Here is a 24,440-nt window from a genome sequence, read left to right on the forward strand (position 1 = left end):
CAGAGGTGCTTGTTTCTGAAAAAGGCGCTAGTTGACTAGGTAATTTGTCGGCGGACGTTTCGGTTCAGTCTGCTATTTCTTTCACGACGGAAAAAACGAAAAAAGTGTTGAGAAATCATGCTTTTGAATTCTGACTTATCATTAATCAACGCAGCGCTTCTTTTTGATCGCCAGTGTTATTGGGCCAGAATGTCGTTTGTGGATTTCACATCCGCGATTTCACCGTCAAGCGTTGCCATGCTAACCGAATGAACTTGAGTGGCATTGTGGGATTTTCCGTCCGGGCCGGTAAGCCCATAAGTCCAAACAGCATCGGCTGCATAGATTGGCTGAAAGCCAAGATCAGCTGCACTGCGCGTGGTCGATTCTACACAATGATTGGCGGTCGCACCGCACAGGATAACACGCTCGACGCCAGCGTCTTGCAGAATTGCCTGCAATGGTGTTCCCACAAAACCGCTGCTGCCGGTCTTGACGACGATAGGCTCATCGGTCGCCGGGGCCGCGAATGGTTGAACTGCACACCCCGGGGCGTCGGGGTGAAACGGGTCCTCGGGATCCGTACCATGGTGGTGAATATGGACGACCGTGCTGCCGTCGCGGCGGAATTTTTCCAGCAGCTGGGTAATATTGCTTTCTGCCTCGGGACAAGACCGTTCCGTGCCCAAAGCATCCTCGTGCGCCAGGGCCATTTGAACATCAATCACCAAAAGTGCGGTTTTCATTCATTTCCGTCCTTAGCCCGTGGTTTCAGCCTTGCGGCTGGCCAGTATGTTTTCCACCCGCTTGCCGTAAATGCGAATGTTGATCTCATCGCCGATTTCGCGGTCGGGCTGTTCGTCATAAGTCATCGTGGCCGTAATACGGGGGCGGTCTCCTTCAACCTTGGTCACGCCATGTAACGAGTACCCGCCACGGAACAACGTCAGCGTTCCCGCCCCGCGCGCGAAGGTCTGGGCATGAGACAAGTCCCCATCCAACAAGCGGTCCACCGCCTCTCGGTCTTCATCCGAGTCTGTCCGGGAATTTGGAATAAATGTGAACTCGCCACCTTTTTCGGCAGCCTGCAACAACAGCGTGACGGTGCATTCGGTCGTATCATAGTGCCAGGCATGTCCGCTTCCGGGTTGCAGGGCGACGACGTTGAGCGCCTGAAACTCATCCGCGCATCGATACAGTTGGTCTTTCATCTGCACCCGCCGCACAAACTCGGTCAAAATTTCTGACTGGTACAGCTGCTTGAGGCCGGACTCTGCCGGTATTTGATCATCTGCAAGCTGCACGGCGCTATGGATGAATTCTTTTCGGCGTGGATCATCGTCAGGCAGCGAAGGGTCAATCGCCCCCTGATAGATGTTTCGCTTCACGTGCAAAATCTCCGCCGTCGGAAGCAGGGCGTTTGCCTCTGAATTCACCTGTTTCAAAGCCTTAGAATGCAGAAAGCCATCCAGATTGCACCAGCCGTTGGTGTCGATGCTGAGCTGACATTGGGCTAATAATTCTGCACCCGGGCCATTGTCCAGATCGGCAATCGGGTAGCGGTCGAGGTCTACAAAATCCAGAGCGACATCCCGTTTGGATTGGCTGGTGTCAGTCATGATGATCTCCTTCAGGAAAACTCAACCGGTCAGTGCGCTGTCGCACACCCCGATACTATGCAGAGCAGTCTTGATCAGATAAAACGAAACAAAACGGGCCCATGAACAAAAAATTTTTATGGAAAGCTGATGCGCCACAATCTGAACCTCAACTGGTTGCGGAGTTTCGAAGCCGCAGCGCGATTGCTGAGCTTCACATCTGCGAGTCAAGAAATCGGCCTGACACAGACTGCCGTAAGCCAGCATATCAAAGCCCTTGAGGCGCAGCTGGGCGATAAGCTGTTCGTGCGCCGCCCCAAAAGTCTGCAATTGACCGATGTGGGCAAAGCTTACTTACTGCCTGTCCGCGAAGCACTGGGCACGATTGAGATGTCGACGACCGGTCTATTTGGTCCCCACGGGGCAGCAACGATCACTATACGTGCCTCGATGGCCTTCATCATGTGGTTGTCTCCAAGGTTGGATGGCTTTCTGCGCGATCATCCCGACACCAGCGTCAAACTTTTAACCTCGATCTGGAAGGATTCCTCGGAACAACACCCGGTCGATGTTGATATCGTCTTAGCGTCCAAAGACTATGCTGGCCCTAATTTGGAGCCGCTTTCGGACGAGGCGATTGTCCCGATTGTCAGTGCCGTGTCCCATGAAATGATAAAAGGACCCAAGGACTTACTGCAGCACCCCTCAATTCATATCTTGGGTTTTGACGATCATTGGGCGCGCTACCTTTCCGCCTTTTCGCTGGAATCAACGCGCCCTGGCGCGCGGCTGGTGACCGACACCTCAACCGCCGCGATCGAAATGGTTGGTGCTGGTTTGGGGTGTGCCGTGGTCATTGAACGTTTTGCGGCACGGGCGATGGCGGCCGGACAGAACATTCGTATCGCTGGCGAAGCGGTAGCATTGGAGCAATCTCATTACCTCATTAGAACAGATCACCGCGCTGCTGTTCGTCCACAAATCGAAGCGTTCAATTCTTGGCTTCGGCAGCAGTTCTGAGTTCAGCACCCTGATGTTGCCAGATGAGGTGAACTAAGCCACAGCTGACGAAGAATGAGGCCCTGCACTGTTTTTCTTAAGAAACATGGGGAAAACCCCCATGTTAACCCGCGAATCTTCACGTGAACGAATCTTGCGTAGTCAGTGATAGGGTGAGACCATCGCAGTACAGTCCGAGCAAACATGCGATAAAAGGAGTGTTTATGGAACCAGGCAATCTCAGGCTATTGCCAGTTTACAACGGGAATACACTGGCCGACCTGTTTCAGGCTTGTTCAAGCCCTTCTTTATCGTCGGCGATTTGCGGTTTGTGGGGCAATTCTGACTTCAAGCTGGGCAATCACATCATTGATCAGCCTGAACAGAGCTCGATTGTCCATCCACAATGCTTTGGCAAGGCGCTACCCTTTGTCGGATGTCGGTTTTGAGAATGGAAAGCCCAGAGGCTTTCTATATTCCGGGATACGTACACAATTCGCGTAGCCCCCAAAACTCGGATGCAGGATCACAATAATCATGCGTCTTGTGTTTGATCAAATGGCCAGTTCACGATGAGCAAAAATCTCTCTTGCAAAAATCAACCAGAGGCATCCGATGCACAGCGTTCGGCGTCAAATCTGGTCAATGTGATGAACATCGACCGCGATGACGCATTAGGTATACGCGATCAGATACGCGCAGAGTTGGCTTATTTGATTTCAAGCGGCGTACTGCAAAATGGAGCGAAATTGCCCTCCTGCAGAGCACTTGCGCGTGATCTCAAGGTGTCTGTGAACTCGGTGTTGGGTGCATATTCCAGGCTTGTTGACGAAGGTACGATCATTTCGAAGCCAAAATCTGGCTACTATGTCTCTCTCAATCTGAACCGGACGCAGGCCAAGGCAGATCAAGAGATTAACGCGAATTTCCCGAACATCGTCGAAAGAATAACCAGAAGGCGTTTACCATCCAAAGCAGGCTGTATCACGCGGCCTGCGGATTGGCCGGACTATCAGTTCCCGTTCGTGTGCAATCAGGCGGCCTCGAACAGGTTTCCTTTGGCTGAATGGCGTGAATGTTCCCGACTGGCGTTGAACATGCGCGACCTCAGCAATTGGACAGGTGACAACCAGTATCGTGATTCCGACACCTTTGTTGAACAAATCTGTAGCCGGTTGTTGCCGCATAGAGGCATCGTCGCCAAGCCTGAAAACGTGCTGATTACCATGGGTGCGCAGCAGGCCATCTATATAGTGGCGGCTTTGCTGCGTGGCTTTGGCCGCGTCGTTGCAATTGAGGATCCAGGATATGCCGACGCGCGTAACATATTCGAACAGACCTTTGATGAGGTCCGGTTCATCCCCGTCGACAGTGAGGGTCTTGTTGTCGATGAAAGACTGGCCGGATGCGATCTGGTCTATGTGACGCCAAACCGTCAGATGCCAACAGTTCTGTCTATGTCGCAGACCCGAAAACGTCAGCTGCTGGACATGGCAAAGAAGGAAGATTTCCTGATTATCGAAGACGATTATGAAGGTGACATGGACTTTGATGAGAACAGTCTGCTTCCTTTGTATAGTGGGCATTCTCAGGGGCGGGTGATCTATACTGGCAGCCTTTCAAAAAGCTTGGCTCCGGGTCTGCGGCTGGGCTATCTGGTCGCCCAGGAATCTCTGGTGCAAGAAGCGCGCGCCCTACGCGGAATGATGATCCGCCATCCACCTCACGTCATTCAACACACCGCATCTCTGTTCCTGCGTTTTGGTCATCATGAGACGCACCGGGCAAAGATGCACCGGATTTTCAACGAACGCTGGCACGTCGCATCGCAGGTCATCCAAGAGCTGTTTCCCGATTTCGAGTTGCAATACGAATATGGCAGCACGAACTTTTTCTTCCGCAGCTCCCAAGGGCACAGCGCCTATCAAATCGCGGAAGCTGCACGTCAAAGGGGCGTGATTATCGAGCCGTCTAGCGTCTGTTTTTCTGATGAAAAAAAGGGTGAAATAACCTTCAGGCTTGGCATTTCCGCCGTTCCGGCAGGCAATATCGAACAGGGTCTTCGCACCTTGCGCAGCGCCATTGATGCGCTCTAGCTGTGCCCACACTTAAATTCATCTGTGTCTATCCAACAGGCCAACAAACTTACCTTTATTGATGGGCAAGGCCAATCGGGCTGGTCTGATCGAGTCACTTGCCCACGCGAAAGCAAGTTATTTTTTTGTTGATTTACCGCGCCCATAGGTCCGTCAGGTCGAATGTAGCGAGGTGAGAGATGAATATTCTGGGGCACTTTGTATCCAACGAATTCTGGCCAGGTGCGAGCAACAGGATTTCTGAAATTGTAAACCCGGCCACCGGGGCGGTGACCGGAAAGGCAACGCTGGCCTCTGTCGAAGACGTAGACACCATCGTTAGAACAGCGGCTGAGGCGGCGCCGGGCTGGGCTGCAACACCGCCTGCCAAACGCGCGATGGTTATGTTCGAGTTTCGCGATCTTCTCAAAAAACATACCAATGAACTGGCTGAACTGCTGTCGTCAGAACATGGAAAAACTCTGCCGGACGCAAGAGGCGAGATTGCGCGCGGTATCGAGGTTGTCGAATTCGCGTGTGGGATTCCTCAGCTTCTTAAAGGCGAGTATTCAGAGGCCGTTGCAGCAAACGTAGATTGTTTTTCTGTCAGACAGCCTTTGGGCGTTGTTGCAGGTGTAACACCCTTCAATTTTCCCGCCATGGTCCCGCTTTGGATGTATCCGGTGGCCATTGCCTGTGGAAACACCTTCGTGCTGAAGCCTTCCGAAAAAGACCCCTCGGTCGTGATGCGCATCGCGGAATTACTGGCGCAGGCCGGGTTGCCACCGGGCGTTTTCAACGTCGTGAATGGGGATAAAGTGGCCGTGGATGCGCTTTTGGATCATCCATTGGTTGAAGCGGTCAGCTTTGTCGGCTCAACGGCAATTGGGCGTTACATATACTCGCGTGGCTCGGCGAACGGGAAACGCGTGCAGGCGTTGTGCGGCGCAAAAAATCATCTGGTCGTTATGCCGGATGCGGATTTGGAACAGGTTTCGGACGCGCTCATTGGGTCGGCCTATGGCTCTGCGGGTGAGCGATGTATGGCCATTTCCGTTGCCGTACCCGTTGGTGAAGACACAGCAGATCGGCTGATCGACGTACTGGCACCCAGGGTGCGGGCTTTGAAAGTTGCGCCATTTACCGACCCGTCCTCAGAACTTGGTCCCGTGATCAGCAAGCAAAGCTACGACCGCATCTATTCCTATATTGAACAGGGTCTTGAAAAGGGTGCCGAGCTTGTTGTCGACGGGCGCGAAATCTCGTTACAGGGGTACGAAGCCGGCTATTTCATCGGCGGGTGCCTGTTTGACCGAGTGACGCCTGATATGCCCATCTACAAGGATGAAATCTTTGGTCCGGTCCTTTCCGTGGTGCGAGCTGCCAGATACGAAGACGCAGTTGGTCTGATAAACGATCATGAATATGGAAACGGGACGGCGATCTTCACCCGCGACGGTGACGCTGCGCGTGATTTCTGGGCGCGCGTGCGCATAGGTATGGTCGGAGTAAACGTGCCAATCCCGGTTCCGGTCGCTTATCACTCTTTCGGAGGGTGGAAGCGGTCCTTGTTCGGCGACCATCACATCCACGGCATGGAAGGGGTGCGATTCAATACCCGACTCAAAACCATGACAACCAGATGGCCATCCGGAATTCGCACGGGGGCTGAATTCGATATTACCGGCGGAAAAGTTGTCTGAGCCAAGGCTGAGATTGAGCGGCCATTCTTAAAATTCTCGCATCGAGACATTGAGGCGCCACGTCATATTCCGGCGAGGTTCTATTATTTGAAGTTGATCCCAAAGGCCTCGTGAAAACACTAACACGTGCCTACGCAAAATCTGTGTAGCATCCTATTGCTTTTCTGAATCTCATCTTTGGATTGCAACAGGACGACGAAGAACCACCGTCTGGTCGATCCATTGAAGCAATGTGCGTTGGACGGGCGCTAACTGTTACCATCGACATTGAAATTACCCGCTTAATTTCAAGTCGATATCGAATAATATTGTTATTTTACAATGTGATAAGCATTGGATTGATCTGTGCCCATATTTTCATCGATCTGTGCCTTTCGCTTATTGGCCTGCATAATCTTAACTTGACCCGAGGAGGACGATGCAAGCCTTCTGCGAAATGAGGGGTTGCGCCTGCTCGCGTATGGAACGCATCATATTCCTCTAGGGAAGACAGAGCTGGGTCTGCAAAGTCATTGCAACGCCTTGTTCAAAATAGGCATTTTCACGGGGAGGACAAAGCGTGCTGATGCGAGGACTTGAAGCTCTTACAGGGGCCATATCCGAATTCGCAGGTTGGATCGGATGGTTTCTGATTTTGTACTGCATGGCGTTTGGTGTTTCCGACGTTTTCATGCGTTACCTGCTCAACAACCCATCGCAATGGATCGGCACCACCTTGCAGGCCGCAATGGTGCTTTTGGCATGTGTGGGTGGTATCTATTCGCTGCAGCATGATAGCTTTGTGAAGCTTGATCTTTTCTACGCGAATGCGACAACGCGAAAGAAGGCGATCCTAGATGTGTTGACCGCGCCCATCGCGATCCTCTTTCTGGTGACTCTGATCTGGAAAGGATACGAAGCGGGTTCGCTTTCACTGATGCTCAACCAGTGGACGCCGACATCGGTGCCGATTCCGATCTACCCAATCAAATTTGCAATCCCACTCGCCGGGTTCTTTGTTCTGCTGATCGTCATCAAGAAGCTTCTTGTGGATTTGCAAACAATCTTCGGCGGCGAACCTGATGAGGCGTAAGCCGAAACCTGGCGACGTCCTAATCTGAACAAGATCAAAACGAAAAAAATCATCTCTACAAACAAGGAGGATACAAATGAAACTTGAAAAATCCATAAAGACAGCCTTTTGGGCCGGTGCTCTTGCCACCAGCGCAAGCGTTGCTTTCGCTGCAGACGGCCCGCCGGATGAGGTAACAGAATGGGTTTTCCAGCCGGCATTTGACCAAACTGACGCTGGTTGGGACAACGGCCTGATTCCTTGGGTTGAAGCCGTTGAGGAAGCAACACAAGGTACCGTTAAAATCCGTGTCGAGCCTGCTGGCGCACTGGTAAGCGGCGCCGAGGCCTTCTCTGCGGCCGCAGCCGGCCAAACAGACGGCTATGCCGGCTGGGGATCCGTCTATGGTGGTGACATGCCGGAAGGCATGCTGGCTTTCGGTATGGCAATGGGCGCCAACAACACCGAAGAAGCATGGGAAGTGATGTGGGGAAATCCTGATTATCGCGTCGGCGATATCGTTCAGGAAGCTGCCCACGCGCGTAACCTGCACTGGGCTGGTTGGACCAACCAAGGTCCAAACGCGATGTTCACCAAATTCCGGGTTGAAAAAATGGAAGACCTGGAAGGCCACAAAATGCGCGCAGGTGGTCCTCAGGCGATCTTCCACTCGACCATGGGCGGTGCACCCGTTTCCATGAACGGTGGTGAAATCTATACTGCCATCAAGCTGGGAACGATCGAAGGCACCTACTGGGATACCGGTGGGATCGACGACATGTCTTTCCAGGAAGTGATCGACTACGCGATCATGCCGGGTTGGAACCCCGCACAGCACCAGGAAATCTTCATCAACCTGCAAAGCTGGAATGCCCTGACGGACTGGCAGCGTGAGCAAATCGACGGTATTTTCGAAGAAACCTACTTTGAAACCAGCCGTATGCACGCGGAAGGCGTTGAAGAAGCGCTGCAAATCCTGCGCGATGCCGGTGGCGAAGTGATCATGCTGAGCGACGAAGAAGTGGCAAGAATGCGTGAAAAGTCCATCGCAGAAGTTTGGCCCCAAGTTGCTGCAGCATCTAAAGGAAACGCCAAAGGCGTCGAAATCTACAAAAAGTTCCTCGAAGATAAAGCTGCAGGGAACTAATCCACCGAAAATTCGTCATACGTGACGCACAAAATGACCGCTGGCTTGTTAAACGAGCCAGCGGTGCCCCGGAAAATGCCGCCAACAATACGGCATTTGGAACCGCGCATTAGCCGACGTTCCTAGGCTGCCACGTGCTAAGGAAAGACAAAAAATGAGCCTTGAACTTATCACAGCGCTGTACTTCATAGTGCTTTTCGCCATTCTTTTCATGGGTTTGCCGGTCTCATTTGGCCTTGGCGGTACAGCCGTACTGTTCGCGATGATCATAGAACCGCGAGCGCTCTTGTCGGTGCCAAGTGCCTTTTATTCGACTCCGTGGAGTTCGATTCTGGTGACCGTGCCGCTCTTCCTGTTCATGGGATCCTTGATACGATTTTCCGGAATAGCCGAGGCCGCCTATGACGCTGTCTATAAGCTGATTGGTCATGTTCATGGCGGACTGGCGATGGGAACGGTTCAGGTCTGTACCGTTTTCGCAGCTATCACTGGCATCACGCCACCTGCGACGACAACCATGGGGCAGATCGCATACCCCTCGATGATGCGATACAATTATGACCGTAGGATCGCCATCGGATGTATCGCGGCAGGTGGCGCTCTGGGCGCGCTGATCCCGCCGAGCGTTCCGTTCATCTTCTATGGTCTTTTGGCAAAAGTATCCATCGGTGACCTGTTCATGGCCGGTCTGATGCCGGGTCTGATGCTTGCCATGTTCTATACCATCTACATCGGTGTCCGTTGCCGCATTCAGCCGGAACTTGGGCCCGCTCTGCCGGCAGATCAGAAATTCACGGTGAGTGAAAAACTCACCGCCGTGCTCAGTATCTGGCCCTTTGCCCTTTTGATCGTGATCGTTTTGGGCGTTATCTGGGGCGGCATCGCAACGCCTGCCGAGGCTGCTGCGTTTGGTGCTGCGGGCGCATTCGTCATCAACTTCATCTATGGCAAACTGACCAAGGAAGTTCTGGTTGAATCGCTGGTGTCGACAGTAAAGCTCAGCGGTATGGGCCTGTGGATCTTGATTGGCGCAACTGTCTATCTCAACGTGTTCAATACCTTAGGCAGCCAGGACCTTCTGACCAATCTGGTTCTATCTATGCCAGGCGGAAGCACAGGCATCCTGTTGATGATGATGCTGATCATCTTGATCCTGGGTATGGTCATGGATGACTGGGCCATCATTCTGCTTTGCACCCCACTGTTCATCCCGATCATTGATGAACTAGGGATCGACAAACTGTGGTTCGGCGCTTTGTTCATCGTAAACATTCAGATCGCCTATCTGACCCCTCCATTCGGCTTCGTTCTGTTCTGGATCAAGGGCGTTTTGCCCAAGGACGTGAGTATGGGCGATGTTTACAACTCGGTTGGACCCTTTGTTGTACTTCAATTCGTTGGTCTCACGTTGATTTTCATCTTCCCGGAAATCGCCACCTGGCTGCCCAACGCGCTGAAATAGAGGATATCAGATGTTCAAACATATACTTGTCCCCGTAGCTCCCGGACATGAGAAAGAGTATTCGGCATCCATAGAAGCAGCTAAAAAACTGTTGGCGGACGGTGGTCGGATTTCGGTCTTGTCCATTATGGAAGAGCTGCCATCCTACATGGCGTCATATTTTCCGAAGGATCAGCTTAAGAAAGCAATTGAGGAGCTTGCGGATACTTTGACGGCAGAGCTGGGATCGGACGTGATCGATGTTCATGTTGTGTCAGGACATTCGACCAATGCAATCCTCAGTTGGCAGGAAAAGCACAAGGCGGATTGTGTCGTCGTGTCCTCACACCGGCCCGGTCTTTCTGACCTACTACTGGGATCTACGGCCGCCAGGGTTGTACGGCATTCCAATTGCAGCGTGGTGGTCCTTAGATAAGGTCAAGCAAAATCAATTGGTTGCAAAAGATGGGGTTTCCGGTTCCTCTTGGGGAGGGGCCGGAAACTTTTTTCATTCAAAGTACTGTATTGAAAAATGTAAAACTCTCAGGCGCTTGGTTTCATTTTATTGAAAGCCAACAGTTCTTGTCGGATCGCTTAATTACTGAGAATGCGCATGCTACAGATTCAGTTACTTAGGTTTTCGAGTCTTTGAGATCCGGAAACGGGCCAAAATTTCCAAAACTTAAGAACGCGACTTTCGGTTGACAGGTAGGGAATGCTTGGAAAGAGACCAAGAGAGCTTCCTTTGTGGCGCTCACGGCACGGAGATTTCTGCGGATCTACGTTTTCGTGTATTCTGCGCAGCGAATAGACCGATCATTGATCCAAGCTGAAGACTAAAGTTTCAGGAGCGCACAGATCGCGCCTATGCACGCCATGCTGAAAGGCAGGCCCTGATCCCCCGGTTTTCAATCAACCAAAGCAGCCTCATCTGACTGGTTTAAGTTGATTGTTAGTACATGATTGAACTTGGCTCTATCGGTATGATTGCTTCTGGCACGGGTGGGCTAAGTTTTCATAGAAAGAAACCCAATGACCTAGCCCAAAGGAAATGAAGTGGGGCGAGCAGGGTAACTCCAATCGGGAAGTAAGCTAGCAGCAGGCGAACCGCCTGCGCTGACGAAATTCGACCGATTGACATTGTCAGTAGCAAAGGCGGAACCAGGTATGGAAACGGCACGAGAATCCATGTTGGAACTTGCGCCGTTAAAACCCACTCAACTGGCCAGCCAGTGGTTTCTGCCAATTGTCCTGCCAGTGGCGTCATTACACCTGGCGCAGTCGGAACCGTCGTACACACCGCCACCAGTGATCCGATGGCGGCCAGAGAGGCAAATATTGCCGTATTGCTGGAAAGGTTTGCTTCATGAACATGGTCACCAGATACACTCCGGCCCAGGCATTTATTCCGGAGTGAAAAACCACAGCTCCGAAGCCAATGACCCCGGACACAAAGAAGATTGGCGCAATGTTTACTTTCTGAGGAAGATCGCTGAAGGGGATGACACCGACTACAGGTAATGCACAGATCAGAGCGGCCCCAAGTGCGATCCACGCAGGTGCGATTCCATGCCAGCTGTCTGTAACCCAAAGTAAAATGGTAACTCCGAGTATGCCGGATATGGCGACCGGGCCGAACGCGACATCCGCCATCTGGGGCATCAATTTGCCGAAATCGTTTGCCATCCAAGCCTGGCCGCCTCGCTCAGTCGCAACCTGTGCCTGAAAAAATTGGCCGAACGGGCTGTCCAGATCATCGGCTCAGAGGCGGACTGGGATCAGATGGCGGGGAATGCTGGCATAGAGTTGCCGGACCACACTGCCATGAAGGTGGGTTCTTCACTGATTGCCTTGCAGATCGTTTCCCGCGGCCAAGGCGCGGCGACTATCTCGGAGGATTTTTTGCGCAGCTACATCAAATAAGGACTGCTGGTCTCTCAACTCGATGATCGGCTGCCTACGCCCGCAGTGTTTTTTGGTCGTTCAGGTCACCTCGGAAAAACGAAACGAGGTGAACCAGTTCTGCAGGTGGCTTCAAGACTACTATAAAGCAGCGCAAAGTTTAGGACTGAGGCTAACAGTTGGAGCGTAACGCCGCCGCATGGCGTCCAAGAGGTGCAACTACTCGGCTAATGAATTGCTACAGTCTGTGTGAATCATAACTTTTCTACTGCGCGGAAGCGAACTATCCGGCGCTCATGCAGCTGTTTTCACAACGCAAGCACTTAAAGCGAGAAAATTGCCAATATGCTATCAGTTCATCGCGACCAGCAGGGGCGTTCACACCTTCACACCCGTAAACGCTCAATACGAGAATTTTCCGGGGGCAAAAAATATTGCCTTGAATAGCCGCTAAATCGTCACTGGACCCGTTGTTCCTCTGACGATGCACTCCAATTCGCAGCAGACTCTGAATGGCTCCGGATCGTCTGAGGTAATGTAGTCGGTGAACTTTTCCCCCGCCAGCGTTCCGATGGTTTCTGCCGGAATACGAATGGTCGTTAGACCCGGCTCGACGTCTGACGACCCTTTGAAATCGCCGATGCCGATAATCGACAGGTCTTCGGGAACGGTCAGGCCCAGACTCTGCGCGGCAAACAAGGCACCCTGTGCAATAACATCGTTTCCGCACAACAATGCCGTAGGGCGCGGATGTTCCGTCAAAAGGGAAATGGCAGCCTGCTTTGCCTGCGAGACACTGTAGGGCGCTTCGGAAACTCGCTTGTCCGGAAGGCAAATATCCCTTTCCGCGAGCGTATCATGTACGGCTGTGAACCGGTGCTGCGCTCGATCATTGCCATTGGTTTTGGGAAAAATCAGTCCGATGTCCCGATGCCCCAAGGCCAGAAGATGCTCGGTCGCAAGTCGCCCGGCCAGAAGATTGTCTGCCCCGACACAGGGCAAGTCTGAATCTTCGGAGTAGTTCCATATCGCCAGCCCCGGAATTTTCTGCTGTTCGATCAGGCGGGCGGTTGCCTCGGCGTGTTCCAACCCGACAAGCGCAACCCCGTCCACACGATGCTCGAGCAACTTGCGAACCATCGCGTATTCCCGGTCAAGATCGTATCCGTGCGACGCCAGCAACAGGCTGAAGCCGGCCTTGTCGATCGAATCCGAGAATGCCTGAATGACCTCAGCAAAAATGGCATGGTTGATTGTGGGCACAACTAGGCCGATGGTCCCGGACCGTTTGCCATGCATCGTCTGTGCAGCACGGTTGCGGATATACCCCAGTCTCTGAACCGCTCGGTTGATCTTTTTGCGAGTCGCTGGGTTCACCAAATTCGGGTGATTAAAGGTACGTGACACCGTGGACGGAGAGACTTTTGCAGCCTTTGCAACTGCCACAATATCCACCTTACCCTTTTGAAAAATTGACATAATTTTCTTCCACTTGGTCGATTTTATGAAAACATTTGCAAAACTATTTTCATTGCCTAACCTGATTTGTCAACAAAAGTAAAAACATGAACCGACGGGTTGGGAGGCCCTGAATGGAATTCATTTATTACTTCGGAGACGTGTTTACCCCGCTGTCATTCATGCTGCTGCTCGGCGGTACAATTGGGGGCCTGATTCTGGGTGCCACGCCCGGGCTTTCACCGACCATGGCTGTCGCGCTGTTGATCCCGTTTACCTTCCAGCTTGAGGCGGCGCAGGGTCTGATCTTGCTGGGAGCCGCCTATACATCGACCGTGGCCGGAGGGGCAGTCAGCGCAATTCTCCTCAAGATCCCCGGCGCGCCTGCCAATATCGCCACAACACTGGACGGGCATACGATGGCCAAACAAGGCCAAGGTGCGCGCGCTTTGCAGCTTTCGTTTCTGGCTTCGGCGGTGGGGGGAATATTCGGGGTTCTGCTTTTGATCTTCCTAACCCCCGTTTTGGCCAAATGGGCTCTGGCGTTCGGTCCTTCGCATTTATTTTGGTTGGCCATTCTGGGCGTGACGGTGATCGGGACCCTGGACTCCGCGTCGGTGGTAAAGGGGCTACTGTCAGGCTGCATCGGCTTGTGGCTGGCCACTATCGGCTTTGATGACATCATGGGGGCGCAGCGTTTCATCTTTCACCCCGCTTTGGGTGGTGGAATCAACATCATTGCCGCGCTGATCGGCCTGTTTGCAATCCCACAGGTGCTGACGATGTTCGCCAAGGGGCGCCATAACGCAGGGGCCGAGGTCATTGAAGTGCAGCGCCATTCGATCGTCGCGGCATTCCGAGAGTTGTTCAGCCGCACCCGTGCGCTGGGTATCGGAACGATGACAGGCTCAATCATCGGCCTAATCCCGGGTGTCGGCGGACAAATAGCGGGTCTTGTTGCCTATGATCAGACCAAAAAGTTCTCGGCTGAAAAAGACAAGTTCGGCACGGGTCATTCCGAAGGAGTGATCGCTGCGGAATCCGCCAACAATGCCATGGTCGGCCCATCTCTGGTACCTTTGCTGACGCTGTCCATTCCCGGCAGCCCCACCGCCGCTGTTCTGTTGGGCGGCTTGCTGATTCACGGTATTTTCCCTGGCTCAGACCTGTTCGACAATCACCCCGATGTCGCCTGGACCTTCATCAACTCGATGCTGATCGGGCAGATACTGATGTGCATCTTTGGCCTTTATGTCGCAGGGCTAGCAGCCCGCGTGGCGCAGGTGCCGCAATCGGTCATGGCCGCCATCGTGCTGGCGCTGTCGGTCTTTGGGGCCTATTCGGTGCAGGGATCGATGGGCGACGTCTATGTCATGGCCTGTCTTGGCATCGGCATGTTCTTTCTGGAACGTTTCGGATTCTCTGCCGCACCCCTGGTGCTGGGGCTGATCCTTGGACCCATCGCCGAGGCCAACTTCATTCAGGGCGGAATGATCGCCGACGCCACCGTTGGCAAGGCTTCGTATTTCCTGACCGGCGGTTTGAACCTGTTGCTGATCGTCATTGTGCTGGCCTCGATCGCCTATTCGGTCTGGATGGAGCTGCGCAGCCGTCGCTACACCACCAAAGAGGAGGCGCAGGCATGAACCGCTCGCAGCATGTACTCGGATCAGGTTTGGTGTTTGCGGTTGGACTATGGGTCGCCTGGGTCAGCTATACCCAGCAACCGGCCGAAGCCTTTCTGTTCCCGCGCCTTATCGCGTCTGTTTTCGTGGTTCTGGCCGGCTGGACATTTGGCAAAGCCCTGATGGGCTTGTCCAAGGTCGGAAACGGCGTGACGCGCGCCATGTTCATCAACATGCTGCCCGGCCTGATCATCACGCTGATCTACGTGTTCTGGGCGGCAAAAACGCTTGGGTTCTACACTGCTACGACCATCGCCTTTTTTGTCCTGCTGTCGATCTACGATCCCGCGCCTCATGCCGAAGCAAAAAGCTGGATCAAACGCGGGGTCATCACAGTGGTGTTTGTGACGGTGATGTATGGGCTCTTCGCCATGCTTCTGAACGTCTACACCCCAAGGGAAATTCTGTTCTGACCGCAGCAATTTGCGGGTGAACCAAATCAGGGAGGAAACGCAAAATGAAACGATTGATCGCAGGGGCCGCACTGGTTCTGGCTGGCCTGACAGGCCAGGCAATGGCCGAGAAATACCCGGAACGACCACTGATGATGATGGTCAGCTATGGGGCCGGAGGTGCAACCGACTTTCAGGCGCGGATCGTCACCATGACGGCCGGGAACGAGGATGCGCTGGGAATGCCCATTGCCATCATCAACAAACCCGGCGCAGGTGGTCGCGTTGGCTGGAACTGGTTTGCCACGCAGGCCGACCCGGACGGTTATACTTTGGCCGCCTACAACGTTCCCCACTTCATCGCCCAATCGATCAAGGGCGGCGTCGAATACTCGACCGACAGCTTTGAGCCCATCGCCAATTGGGGGGCCGATCCTGCTGTGTTCGTGGTTGGTGCGGACAGTGAATTTAATTCAATGCAGGATGTTGTCGCCTTTGCGAAGGAAAACCCCGGCAAACTGACCGTTTCGGGTGCAGGATTGTTTGTAGGCCACCACATTGCTGCACTGCAACTCGACAAGGCCGCCGGGACCAAAATGGCCTATATCCCGACCAAAGGTGGCGGGGCCGCAGCAATGAAAGCGGTGATCGCGGGCGAAGTCATGGGCGGCATCAACAACCTGTCTGACGCGTTCCGCGCCCAAGAGGCGGGTAACGTCAAAATCCTGGGCGTCGCCGATCTGGAACGCAACGCCTTCCTGCCGGATGTTCCGACGATGATGGAACAGGGGCTCGAGGTCGACAATTCGTCGGTCAACTTCCGGGGTGTGATGGTGCCCAAAGGAACTCCGCCGGAGGTGATCGAGAAACTGGCCGCCACCGTGCCCGAGATGTTCGCCAATTCCCGCGTCGCCAAAAAGATGGAGGCAGGCGGTTCGCCAATGCACATCATGACACGGGACGAAGTGATCGAAATGTGGGCTCAACGCCAACAGACACTGAACGAATTGCTGGCCGGCCTCTGATCCGGCGATCATAGCGGGGCGGAACGGGTCCGCCCCGAACAACCATTCGAGGACCAAGATGAACGCTCAGGACGGGATTTCCCCCGAAATTGCTGAAATAGATCGTATTGTCGCACGCGCGCGAAAAGCTCAGGCGGCTTTTGAAGCCGGTGCTAGCCAGTCGCTTTACGACAAAGCGGCACTGGCGGCGGGCTGGGCCATCATGGAACCGACGCGCAATCGGGCGCTTGCCGAGGTAGCCGTCGAAACCACCGGACTGGGCAATGTGCCCGACAAGATCACAAAGAACCACCGCAAGACACTTGGCCTGTTGCGGGATATCGCGAGCGTTAAAACCCAGGGCATTATCAGCGACGATCCGGCCACCGGAATTACCGAGATTGCCCGGCCGATCGGGGTCATTGGCGCGGTCGTCCCTTCGACCAACCCTGCCGCCACGCCCGCGAACAACATCATCAATGCGCTCAAGGGTGGCAATTCCATCGTGGTGGCACCGTCGCCCAAGGGTGTGGCTTCTTGTGAGCTGCTAGTGGGTTACATCCACGCTGAGTTTGACAAACTGGGGCTGGATTGTGATCTGGTCCAGATGATCGCAGCGCCCGGGTCAAAGGCGAAAACCCAGCGGTTGATGGAGACCGTTGATCGGGTGATCTGCACTGGCAGTCAAAACAACGTCCAGCGCGCGCAGTCCTGCGGCACGCCTGCGGTGGCGGTTGGCGCTGGCAACGTAACTGTGATTGTCGACGAAACCGCCGACCTGCAAGATGCCGCAGCCAAGATCGCGGCGTCTAAATGTTTCGACAATGCAACGTCCTGCTCTTCCGAGAATGCTTTGGTCGTGGTGGATGCGGTTTATGACGCATTCGTCGCCGCGATGGCGACCGAAGGCGGCGTTCTGGTACCGTCTTCGGAAACAGACGGTATCATCGCGCGGCTCTGGCCTGACGGTCACCTCAACCGGTCCGTTATCGCGCAGGACGCCGACAAGATGCTAGACGCCTTGGGGATGGCAGGCAAAGTCCCTGAAGGAACCAAGTTTCTTGCGGTTGAGACCGACGGTATCGGCGCGGATCATCCATTGTCTGGCGAAAAACTCAGTCGGGTTCTGGCACTCTATCACGCGGCGGATTTCGACGACGCTAGGGAAATTGCAACCCGAATTCTGGCGCATCAAGGGGCGGGGCATTCGGTTGGCATTCATACGAATGACGATGCGCGTGCCATCGGTATGGGGCGTGATCTGCCCACCTGCCGGGTGATCGTTAATCAAGCACATACCTTTGCCACTGGCGGCAGCTTTACCAACGGGATGCCTTTTTCGCTGTCGATGGGCTGCGGCAGCTGGGGCGAGAACTCAATCGACACCAATTTGCACTGGCGTCACTTCGTCCAGACCACGAAAATTGTGCGTGAAACGCCGCCGCGCGAACCCGGGCTTGATGAGATTTTCGGGGCCTACTGGTCGGAGGTCGGACAATGACCAACCCGCCCGAAGGCACCATCCGTGATTGGCTGGACTACCGTGCGATCCAAGGTGGGACCGGCTTCGTCTTCCCGGACGGCACGGCGGACCTGACTTGGAGCGAGTTGCGCGAAACCGCGCGTCGTGTTGCCGTCATGTTGACCGATCTGGGCGTGGAAAAAGGCGAAAGTGTCGCCATCCTCTACCCAAATTGTCGCGAAGCGTTGGAGGTTCTGTTCGGTGTTCTCTATGGCGGATTTCGGGCAACGATGATCAACCTCGTCGCCGGAGACAGCGCCGTTACCTATGCTCTGGAGCACAGCGATGCACGTTATGGGTTCGTGCATTCCGACCAAACGGACCTGTTTGCCCGAACAGCCGATCCGGCAGCGATTACAGCGCTGCATGTATCGGACGCCAAAGACACCGGCAGCAACCTGCATGGCATCTCATCAAGCAGTCATGCGCTGTTGATGTACACTTCGGGGACGACCGGGCGTCCTAAGGGGGTAGTTCACACTCACGCCAGCTTGTTGGCGGGCGGTTGGACAACTGCGGTCGCGCACCAATTGACTGACGCTGACCGCGGGTTTTGCGTCTTACCGATCTACCACATAAACGGGCTGTGCGTGACGGTGATGGGAACATTGGTATCGGGTGGTTCGCTGGCCATGTGCGAAAAGTTTTCGGCCAGCAGATTCTGGGACAATCTTGGCAAGGTCGGCGCAACTTGGTTCTCGGTGGTACCAACCATCATTTCTCATCTGCTGCACTCGGACACCAGTCCGGATGCCAATACCCGACAGCGCGTACGCTTCGGACGATCCGCATCTTCAGCATTGGCGCCGGACGTTCAGCGCAGTTTTGAAAACCGCTTCGAAATTCCGATCATAGAAACGATGGGCCTGACTGAGACGGCGGCGCAGATTCTGTCGAACCCGCTGCCTCCGGGTGTTCGTAAGATCGGGTCGCCCGGGGTTGCCTTTGGAAACGAAGCGGCAATCCTGGACGCCAGTCTTCAACCTGTGCCGCGCGGAACCGAAGGCGAATTGGTCATTCGTGGTCCCAATGTGATGCTGGAATACCTCAAGGACTCCCGCGCGACGTCGGGAACGTTTACGGTTGATGGCTGGTTGCGCACCGGCGACCTCGCGCGCATGGACAAGGACGGATATGTTTTTGTAACAGGACGCTTGAAAGAGTTGATCATCAAAGGCGGTGAGAACATCGCGCCGCGTGAGATCGATGAAGCGCTTTATTCCCACCCAGACGTTGTCGAAGCGGCAGCTTTCGCACGCCCCTGCGCCAGCTATGGTGAAACCGTAGAAGCCGCTGTTGCAATTCGCGAGGGATCTCAAGTGACCTCTATGGATCTGTCGAAAATTTGCGAAGCGCAGGTCGGCCGGTTCAAATCGCCCGATCGCGTTCATTTTCTGCTGGAACTGCCAAAAGGGCCATCTGGGAAAATCCAACGAAACCGTATACTTGAGATCGTTAACGAGAGAGCTGGTGACCCAACTACCTGAACATCCGCTACATCGTCAATTAGATTACCCAGTGTTCGCGCTGGCGAAGCCGCGCTGCAGCACCAACAGAGTTGTCACTTGACCACATTGAACCTCAGTCCCAGCTTGTAATCAGTGACTTCGTTTCGATTGGCTGATACCGAAGATGGCAACTCATTTTATTTTTCGCGTAAGAATGTGTGAATTGTTTCTGTGGCTTCGAAAGGGGGGGCTGATCCAGAAACTTCTCAAGGGCATCGAAACCGGTGATGCGGCAGCTGCGGCTGTCGCAAACGAGGTACGCAACATGACCCGAGGCTGCAGCCGACAAGTCGCTGTCGAAGCATTCAAAAAGCGCAAAAATCTTAAGGTGTTGAATTCAATGGGTGACGAGTCTCAATTATTCGGTCCCATTATTTACGTACTCCGACAATTCTTGTCGGGCCACCTGATTGGTGAGACGATCTCTTCCGGCTTCGGTCGCTTGTTCGCCATGTGGTTCCTCCATTTTCTTAAACATAGCGGCGGACCACTTCAGAGGGGGAGGATCAACACAAAGTCAGCTTGATATCGGCGGTTGGAGATACTGTTGAGCAGCCCCATCTGACTGGTCCAAGTTTCCCAGACGTTGATTTTCCGGATTTAAACTGCATCCCAAAGGGTTACGACACAAACCTGTTATTCAATAGCGCTTAGTGTTGCCAATTGAGTTAACCTTATAGGAGTAGTTGTTTTTCTTAGTCTGCGGTCATTCGATCTCTCCGAAAAACGCCGCAAAACAGATAGGTTTCAAGCCGTGGTGCCGCGGGAATGGCGGCTGTTTATGTGTCGATCAACAAGGTTTAGGTCGTTAGCGAGGAGGCCGTGGGCTAGTTGGCTGTTCGTTTCAACGCCATTTACGGTGCTCACCATTCTGGCGACAGCTGAATCGGCCTGCGACTACAGACAATCTCCGCTGTTATTGAATAACAATTCACACAAGCTCTATTATCGGATTTGGATGTTGGCTTATCGAAGACTATGGCCTCTATTTCTGTGTTTTGAATTGCTAGAAAGATGCTTTTATGAAGCGAGCTGTATTGGCAATATCTATTTTGATGTTGGCGGGATGCGTATCAACCAACCCTCCTCCATCTGCACCTATCCCAAACCCCGGTCGCGCAAGCGCCCCCGTCAGTTCACAGCAGGCACAAGTAAGGTTTCGGCAGGTCGCCGCACGAATAGAACCCGTGGCAGAGCGAGAATGCCGCCGCCGTACTCGGGGAGTGAATTGCGATTTCTTGATCCGCATTGATCCAAACAAAAAAGCACCCTCAAACGCATATCAGAGCTTAAGCAAGTCGGGACGCCCGGTGATCACAATGACCCAAGCGCTGACACGAAGTGTGAACAATACCGATGAACTTGCATTTGTAATGGCGCATGAAGCCGCTCACCATATTCAAGGGCATTTGGCGCGTCGCGCTCAAAATGCGGCGGCTGGTGCAGTAATTTTGGCTGGTCTGGCAACAATTGCAGGGACCGGGCCGAATGATATTGCCGCTGCACAAGATCTTGGAGCGTTTGTCGGCGGGCGCAGCTATTCAAAGAACTTTGAATTGGAAGCTGATCAACTAGGCACGGTAATAGCCCATAAAGCGGGCTATGATCCACTCAAAGGTGCGCTGTACTTCGCGCGAGTTCCTGATCCTGGTGATCGTTTTCTGGGTACACATCCTCCCAACGCACAAAGGTATCATGCGGTTCAAGCTACGATGACTCAGATTGGCGGCTGATTCATTAGGTCAATAGGTGGTCGCAGAGTCACAATGCTAAAGTTCGTGCAAGCCTTGATACCGCAGTTTCAGTGAATGGCCGCTTCGACAGGGTGCGCCGCAGCACCAGTGGGCAAAGCCAATGTCGGCTCAGAGCCGAATGATGGCGTGGCGGCTGCTCAACTGCGGTTGCGGACAGCCATTATCCAGGACTCCCTTGCGCGAACATAACGCAAAAGCAGCCTCAGTCGTTCCTGGCAATGTGATAGACTGCCGTGAAACAGAATGGGCCCCAACATGATATCGCACGAAAACAAGCGCAGGCTCTTTGAAGTTGTTGGTGAAAATCCAAAAGCCCATTTGAGTCCGTACTGCTGGCGCAGTCGCATGGCGCTGGCGCATAAACAACTAAGTTTTGACTCAGAGCCATGGCGCATAACCGAAAAGCAACGGATCGCAAGATCCGGGGGTGTGACGGCGCCGGTTCTGGTGGATGGCAATCAGTGGGTCCGGGACAGTTGGTGCATTGCGTCTTATCTGGATGACACCTATCCGGGCCATCCACTGTTTGCCAGCCCATCCGACAAGGCAAAGTCGCTATTCGTCAATCACTGGGCAGACAACACGCTGCACCCTCTGATCTTTCGTTCTGTCATAGCGGAGCAATTTCCCCTGACGGCGAAGTGCGACAAGGATTACTATCGTGAACGAACCCTGCGCAAATTCGGCCAGACCGTCGAAGAAATCGGAGCTGACCCTGAATCCGCACGTCACGCGATCAAACAAGCACTGAGCCCGCTTGAGGTAACTCTCGCCGAAACGCCGTTCCTGGGCGGCGTAGCGCCAGATTATTCGGACTATATACTGTTCGGTACATTCCAGTGGCCCCGGATTGTCAGTCTGACGACATTCTGGCCACCAGAGAGTGCTCTGCACCGTTGGTTCGAAGTACTGCTCGACGCATTCGATGGAATGGGGCGGGCACAACTGCCGCGCAGCGCTCTTTAGGGCAGTAACTCTGATCGATGGGTGCGAATATAATCTGCCGTGCGAAACACTAACGCAGCCAGCGTAGCCGTCGGGTTGATTGCGCCGGGCGTTGGAAACAGGCTTGCGCCGGCGACAAACAGATTGTCGATCTCATGCACCTGCCCATATGAATTCGTGACCGATGCCGATGCTTCGTCGCCCATGATTGTTCCGCCCATCATGTGCATAGGATTTCGCGGGCCCGCCCAGGCATCAGTAACCCCCGCCGCACTGAAGATACGGAGACCCTCAGCCCTGGCCAAATCTGATCTGGAGGCATTTGCCTGTGGAAGAGAGTTTTGCACATGGGCTTGCGGTAACCCATATCGATCTTTTTTTGATGGATCGAGCGTGACGCGGTTTTCCGGAATACTATCTTCCTCGCACAACACAGTCATATTGCCATAATGCAAACTGGCTTGACGCAAATATGCGTCCAGAGCCTCGCCGCACAATTCGGGTTTGGCCAGAGCAATTCCCAACAGATCGTTGGGTTTTGCAGCCTGTCCAACAAGCCACGCGCGGCTGCCAAAGGTATCCTTTGCCGGTTGTTTGTCGTCATAGCCATCCAGGCAGAGCGTATTTGCACCGGACACACCCAAATGGGGCTCCGTTTCCTGAGAAAAAAGCCCGTGGATGGTCGTTAGCGCGTGAGACGTAAAATAGCGTCCCAGGGTTTTGCTGCCATTGCCAAGCCCATTAGGATGCTTGTCGCTGGCGGACAGCATCAGCAACCGTGCATTCCAGATTGTGTGGCACGCCGAGATAACAATTTCGGCAGGTTGCAGGTTTTCCCGACCCTGCTCATCGACATATAAGACTGCGGTTGCCTTAGATCCCGCAGGGTCAGTTTCAATTCGTGCAACATAGGCGTTGTGGCGTAGATCAACCCCAGCTTTTCGGGCCCGTGGCCATTGCAGAACTAGTGGATTTGCCAACGCCCCGATTGGGCAGCCCGCGTCGCACCAGCCGTCAAGCAGGCATCCTGACCGGCCATCATAGGGAACGGAGTTTACTGCCAATGTGTTTGTCGTGAGTTTCAGCCCCTCTGCTTCAAACCCGGGCTTGATGGTCTGTGACTGTTTGGAAATTGAAATGGCAGGCATGGGATAGGCCTCGCCGGGCGGCGCATTAGTATCTTCATCGCCAGAAACGCCAAAATAAGACTGCGCACGGTCATACCATGGCCGCAGGTCTTCATAATCAATGGGCCAGTCTAGACTGCGCCCGTACAAGGATTTGACGTGAAAGTCGTCCGGATGCAGCCGGTACCAATTTGCGTACCAATGCAAACCGGCCCCGCCGGTCCCCCAACCCATGGCGAAGTTTGCGGCCCCCACAAGATCGCCTGACTCCCGGACCTCCGGCCCTGCCCATCTGAGCCGCCGGGACCAGATCTGCGAGCTGATCATATCCGAAAGCTGGCGCTCCGGCCCGGCTTCCAGGACCAGCACGGTGAACCCCGCCTCACCCAGCTCCGCCGCCATCGTGCTGCCGGCGATGCCAGAGCCGATGATCACGACTTCGACCTTATCATGTGAGATTTTGGTCATTGGTTCTCTGTGTTTTGGGTTTCTCCTAGGTTAGCAGAATTGCTACCAAGGCCGGGGTGGCGGAATATGCGCGAGATAAGGAATATTCAGATCCGCAAATCCCGCCTGCGTGCCATAAACAACATCCACCGCGTCGCTGCGTGAAATGAAATAAAAGAAATTCGGATCTGGATCGGTCCAGACTTGCATCTTCGAGGCTATCGCAGCCTCAACCAATTCCAGTCGGTTACCGGCATCCGCCCGTGCAAAGGACAAACCAAACCGGTGCAGGCATTCTTTTTCAATGCCCAAGATCCCATTGCGGTAAAATCCTGCCATGTCGCTGGCATCAAGGTATCTGAGAAGTAACAAGGACGCGCCCTGATCTCCTGCGAGGTTTTCGTCGACAAACCTAGCGACCCCGGCCTGGTCTGCGCCGGACACGATCGCCGCGCACCAGGCAGCCAGAGTCTCTACTTCGGCTGCCGTGAGTACCTTGTAGCTTGTGTTTTCGACGGTCTTTGCCTCCGCGTTTATGGAAAGGCTACGCATTACGATGTTTGCCCAGAACGTGGTCGGGATCACACGAGTCAAAAAGCGTCGTCTTCCCGTCATTCGACCTGTCTCCACCTATTGCAAACAGATGCCCTGATCACCGGGCTGGGCCCACCTTATCAGTTTCCGTTCAATCCGTCATACACGT

Annotated in this window: 21 protein-coding genes; 15 read left to right on the forward strand and 6 right to left on the reverse strand. The window is 54.0% G+C overall.

Going from position 1 to position 24,440, the window contains the following annotated elements:
- Positions 1–176: 176 nt before the first annotated feature.
- Positions 177–725 (reverse strand): isochorismatase family protein, encoded by a 549-nt coding sequence (locus ACR0AJ_RS16485; RefSeq protein WP_170351230.1) that lies wholly within the window; start codon positions 723–725, stop codon positions 177–179.
- 12 nt (positions 726–737) lie between these two features.
- Entirely contained in the window at positions 738–1,598 is an 861-nt protein-coding gene (locus ACR0AJ_RS16490; protein ID WP_170351231.1) for a HalD/BesD family halogenase, read from the reverse strand.
- Positions 1,599–1,727: 129 nt separating this feature from the next.
- Between ACR0AJ_RS16490 and ACR0AJ_RS16495 the strand changes: the two genes are divergently transcribed.
- The 7 genes from ACR0AJ_RS16495 to ACR0AJ_RS16525 all read left to right on the forward strand — a co-directional run bounded on the left by ACR0AJ_RS16495 (position 1,728) and on the right by ACR0AJ_RS16525 (position 10,429).
- Positions 1,728–2,597, forward strand: a complete 870-nt coding sequence (locus tag ACR0AJ_RS16495) for a LysR family transcriptional regulator (protein WP_480741379.1) — start codon at positions 1,728–1,730, stop codon at positions 2,595–2,597.
- Positions 2,598–3,148: 551 nt separating this feature from the next.
- Positions 3,149–4,672: a MocR-like pyridoxine biosynthesis transcription factor PdxR gene (pdxR, locus tag ACR0AJ_RS16500; RefSeq protein ID WP_480667386.1), complete on the forward strand. Its 1,524-nt coding sequence runs from the start codon at positions 3,149–3,151 to the stop codon at positions 4,670–4,672.
- A 179-nt stretch (positions 4,673–4,851) separates the two neighbouring features.
- Positions 4,852–6,354: a CoA-acylating methylmalonate-semialdehyde dehydrogenase gene (locus ACR0AJ_RS16505; protein WP_480648334.1), complete on the forward strand. Its 1,503-nt coding sequence runs from the start codon at positions 4,852–4,854 to the stop codon at positions 6,352–6,354.
- Between the two features lie 565 nt (positions 6,355–6,919).
- Positions 6,920–7,426 carry a TRAP transporter small permease subunit gene (locus ACR0AJ_RS16510; RefSeq protein WP_170351235.1) on the forward strand — a complete coding sequence of 169 codons (507 nt, stop codon included), beginning with the start codon at positions 6,920–6,922 and terminating at the stop codon, positions 7,424–7,426.
- Between the two features lie 76 nt (positions 7,427–7,502).
- A complete protein-coding gene (locus tag ACR0AJ_RS16515; protein ID WP_170351236.1) occupies positions 7,503–8,552 on the forward strand; it encodes a TRAP transporter substrate-binding protein in 1,050 nt (349 codons plus the stop codon).
- A gap of 154 nt (positions 8,553–8,706) precedes the next feature.
- On the forward strand, positions 8,707–10,014 hold the full coding sequence (locus ACR0AJ_RS16520; RefSeq protein ID WP_170351237.1) for a TRAP transporter large permease: 1,308 nt from the start codon (positions 8,707–8,709) through the stop codon (positions 10,012–10,014).
- Between the two features lie 10 nt (positions 10,015–10,024).
- Complete coding sequence (locus ACR0AJ_RS16525; protein WP_170351238.1) at positions 10,025–10,429, forward strand: universal stress protein; 405 nt, start codon at positions 10,025–10,027, stop codon at positions 10,427–10,429.
- Between the two features lie 830 nt (positions 10,430–11,259).
- Here ACR0AJ_RS16525 and ACR0AJ_RS16530 read toward each other — a convergent pair.
- Both ACR0AJ_RS16530 and ACR0AJ_RS16535 read right to left on the reverse strand, forming a co-directional pair.
- Positions 11,260–11,679: a hypothetical protein gene (locus ACR0AJ_RS16530; protein WP_170351239.1), complete on the reverse strand. Its 420-nt coding sequence runs from the start codon at positions 11,677–11,679 to the stop codon at positions 11,260–11,262.
- 666 nt (positions 11,680–12,345) lie between these two features.
- Positions 12,346–13,374 (reverse strand): LacI family DNA-binding transcriptional regulator, encoded by a 1,029-nt coding sequence (locus ACR0AJ_RS16535; protein ID WP_480648332.1) that lies wholly within the window; start codon positions 13,372–13,374, stop codon positions 12,346–12,348.
- A gap of 113 nt (positions 13,375–13,487) precedes the next feature.
- On the opposite strand from ACR0AJ_RS16535, the gene ACR0AJ_RS16540 reads away from it, so the two are divergent.
- From ACR0AJ_RS16540 to ACR0AJ_RS16575, 8 genes are all read left to right on the forward strand, one after another.
- Entirely contained in the window at positions 13,488–14,999 is a 1,512-nt protein-coding gene (locus ACR0AJ_RS16540; RefSeq protein WP_170379681.1) for a tripartite tricarboxylate transporter permease, read from the forward strand.
- Positions 14,996–15,451 carry a tripartite tricarboxylate transporter TctB family protein gene (locus tag ACR0AJ_RS16545; RefSeq protein ID WP_480648328.1) on the forward strand — a complete coding sequence of 152 codons (456 nt, stop codon included), beginning with the start codon at positions 14,996–14,998 and terminating at the stop codon, positions 15,449–15,451. Before ACR0AJ_RS16540 ends, ACR0AJ_RS16545 begins: the two co-directional genes overlap by 4 nt.
- A 44-nt stretch (positions 15,452–15,495) precedes the next feature.
- Positions 15,496–16,455, forward strand: a complete 960-nt coding sequence (locus ACR0AJ_RS16550; protein ID WP_480648326.1) for a Bug family tripartite tricarboxylate transporter substrate binding protein — start codon at positions 15,496–15,498, stop codon at positions 16,453–16,455.
- Positions 16,456–16,513: 58 nt separating this feature from the next.
- Positions 16,514–17,935 carry an acylating sulfoacetaldehyde dehydrogenase gene (gene sauS / locus ACR0AJ_RS16555; protein WP_170351244.1) on the forward strand — a complete coding sequence of 474 codons (1,422 nt, stop codon included), beginning with the start codon at positions 16,514–16,516 and terminating at the stop codon, positions 17,933–17,935.
- On the forward strand, positions 17,932–19,443 hold the full coding sequence (locus tag ACR0AJ_RS16560; RefSeq protein WP_480741382.1) for an AMP-binding protein: 1,512 nt from the start codon (positions 17,932–17,934) through the stop codon (positions 19,441–19,443). The genes sauS and ACR0AJ_RS16560 overlap by 4 nt, the downstream gene beginning before the upstream one ends.
- Positions 19,444–19,588: 145 nt before the next feature.
- A complete protein-coding gene (locus tag ACR0AJ_RS16565; protein ID WP_480741384.1) occupies positions 19,589–19,990 on the forward strand; it encodes a hypothetical protein in 402 nt (133 codons plus the stop codon).
- A 712-nt stretch (positions 19,991–20,702) separates the two neighbouring features.
- Positions 20,703–21,197, forward strand: coding sequence for a M48 family metalloprotease (locus ACR0AJ_RS16570; RefSeq protein WP_368040151.1), 495 nt, complete (start codon positions 20,703–20,705; stop codon positions 21,195–21,197).
- Between the two features lie 276 nt (positions 21,198–21,473).
- Positions 21,474–22,184, forward strand: a complete 711-nt coding sequence (locus tag ACR0AJ_RS16575) for a glutathione S-transferase N-terminal domain-containing protein (RefSeq protein ID WP_480741386.1) — start codon at positions 21,474–21,476, stop codon at positions 22,182–22,184.
- Here the strand turns inward: ACR0AJ_RS16575 and ACR0AJ_RS16580 are convergent.
- Both ACR0AJ_RS16580 and ACR0AJ_RS16585 read right to left on the reverse strand, forming a co-directional pair.
- The gene (locus ACR0AJ_RS16580; protein ID WP_480741388.1) at positions 22,181–23,758 is read right to left on the reverse strand and encodes a GMC oxidoreductase; all 1,578 of its coding nucleotides are present in this window, start codon (positions 23,756–23,758) and stop codon (positions 22,181–22,183) included. The two genes, ACR0AJ_RS16575 and ACR0AJ_RS16580, sit on opposite strands and share 4 nt — an antisense overlap.
- 42 nt (positions 23,759–23,800) lie before the next feature.
- The gene (locus ACR0AJ_RS16585; RefSeq protein WP_170351249.1) at positions 23,801–24,352 is read right to left on the reverse strand and encodes a gluconate 2-dehydrogenase subunit 3 family protein; all 552 of its coding nucleotides are present in this window, start codon (positions 24,350–24,352) and stop codon (positions 23,801–23,803) included.
- Positions 24,353–24,440: the final 88 nt, after the last annotated feature.

The sequence above is a fragment of the Ruegeria sp. CJ9 genome, from assembly GCF_056536625.1.

Coding starts and splice junctions, on each gene's coding strand:
- ACR0AJ_RS16485 (WP_170351230.1), bottom strand. CDS start 725: ATGAAAACCGCACTTTTGGTGATTGATGTTCAAATGGCCCTGGCGCAC.
- ACR0AJ_RS16490 (WP_170351231.1), bottom strand. CDS start 1,598: ATGACTGACACCAGCCAATCCAAACGGGATGTCGCTCTGGATTTTGTA.
- ACR0AJ_RS16495 (WP_480741379.1), top strand. CDS start 1,728: ATGCGCCACAATCTGAACCTCAACTGGTTGCGGAGTTTCGAAGCCGCA.
- pdxR (WP_480667386.1), top strand. CDS start 3,149: ATGAGCAAAAATCTCTCTTGCAAAAATCAACCAGAGGCATCCGATGCA.
- ACR0AJ_RS16505 (WP_480648334.1), top strand. CDS start 4,852: ATGAATATTCTGGGGCACTTTGTATCCAACGAATTCTGGCCAGGTGCG.
- ACR0AJ_RS16510 (WP_170351235.1), top strand. CDS start 6,920: ATGCGAGGACTTGAAGCTCTTACAGGGGCCATATCCGAATTCGCAGGT.
- ACR0AJ_RS16515 (WP_170351236.1), top strand. CDS start 7,503: ATGAAACTTGAAAAATCCATAAAGACAGCCTTTTGGGCCGGTGCTCTT.
- ACR0AJ_RS16520 (WP_170351237.1), top strand. CDS start 8,707: ATGAGCCTTGAACTTATCACAGCGCTGTACTTCATAGTGCTTTTCGCC.
- ACR0AJ_RS16525 (WP_170351238.1), top strand. CDS start 10,025: ATGTTCAAACATATACTTGTCCCCGTAGCTCCCGGACATGAGAAAGAG.
- ACR0AJ_RS16530 (WP_170351239.1), bottom strand. CDS start 11,679: ATGGCAAACGATTTCGGCAAATTGATGCCCCAGATGGCGGATGTCGCG.
- ACR0AJ_RS16535 (WP_480648332.1), bottom strand. CDS start 13,374: ATGTCAATTTTTCAAAAGGGTAAGGTGGATATTGTGGCAGTTGCAAAG.
- ACR0AJ_RS16540 (WP_170379681.1), top strand. CDS start 13,488: ATGGAATTCATTTATTACTTCGGAGACGTGTTTACCCCGCTGTCATTC.
- ACR0AJ_RS16545 (WP_480648328.1), top strand. CDS start 14,996: ATGAACCGCTCGCAGCATGTACTCGGATCAGGTTTGGTGTTTGCGGTT.
- ACR0AJ_RS16550 (WP_480648326.1), top strand. CDS start 15,496: ATGAAACGATTGATCGCAGGGGCCGCACTGGTTCTGGCTGGCCTGACA.
- sauS (WP_170351244.1), top strand. CDS start 16,514: ATGAACGCTCAGGACGGGATTTCCCCCGAAATTGCTGAAATAGATCGT.
- ACR0AJ_RS16560 (WP_480741382.1), top strand. CDS start 17,932: ATGACCAACCCGCCCGAAGGCACCATCCGTGATTGGCTGGACTACCGT.
- ACR0AJ_RS16565 (WP_480741384.1), top strand. CDS start 19,589: ATGGCAACTCATTTTATTTTTCGCGTAAGAATGTGTGAATTGTTTCTG.
- ACR0AJ_RS16575 (WP_480741386.1), top strand. CDS start 21,474: ATGATATCGCACGAAAACAAGCGCAGGCTCTTTGAAGTTGTTGGTGAA.
- ACR0AJ_RS16580 (WP_480741388.1), bottom strand. CDS start 23,758: ATGACCAAAATCTCACATGATAAGGTCGAAGTCGTGATCATCGGCTCT.
- ACR0AJ_RS16585 (WP_170351249.1), bottom strand. CDS start 24,352: ATGACGGGAAGACGACGCTTTTTGACTCGTGTGATCCCGACCACGTTC.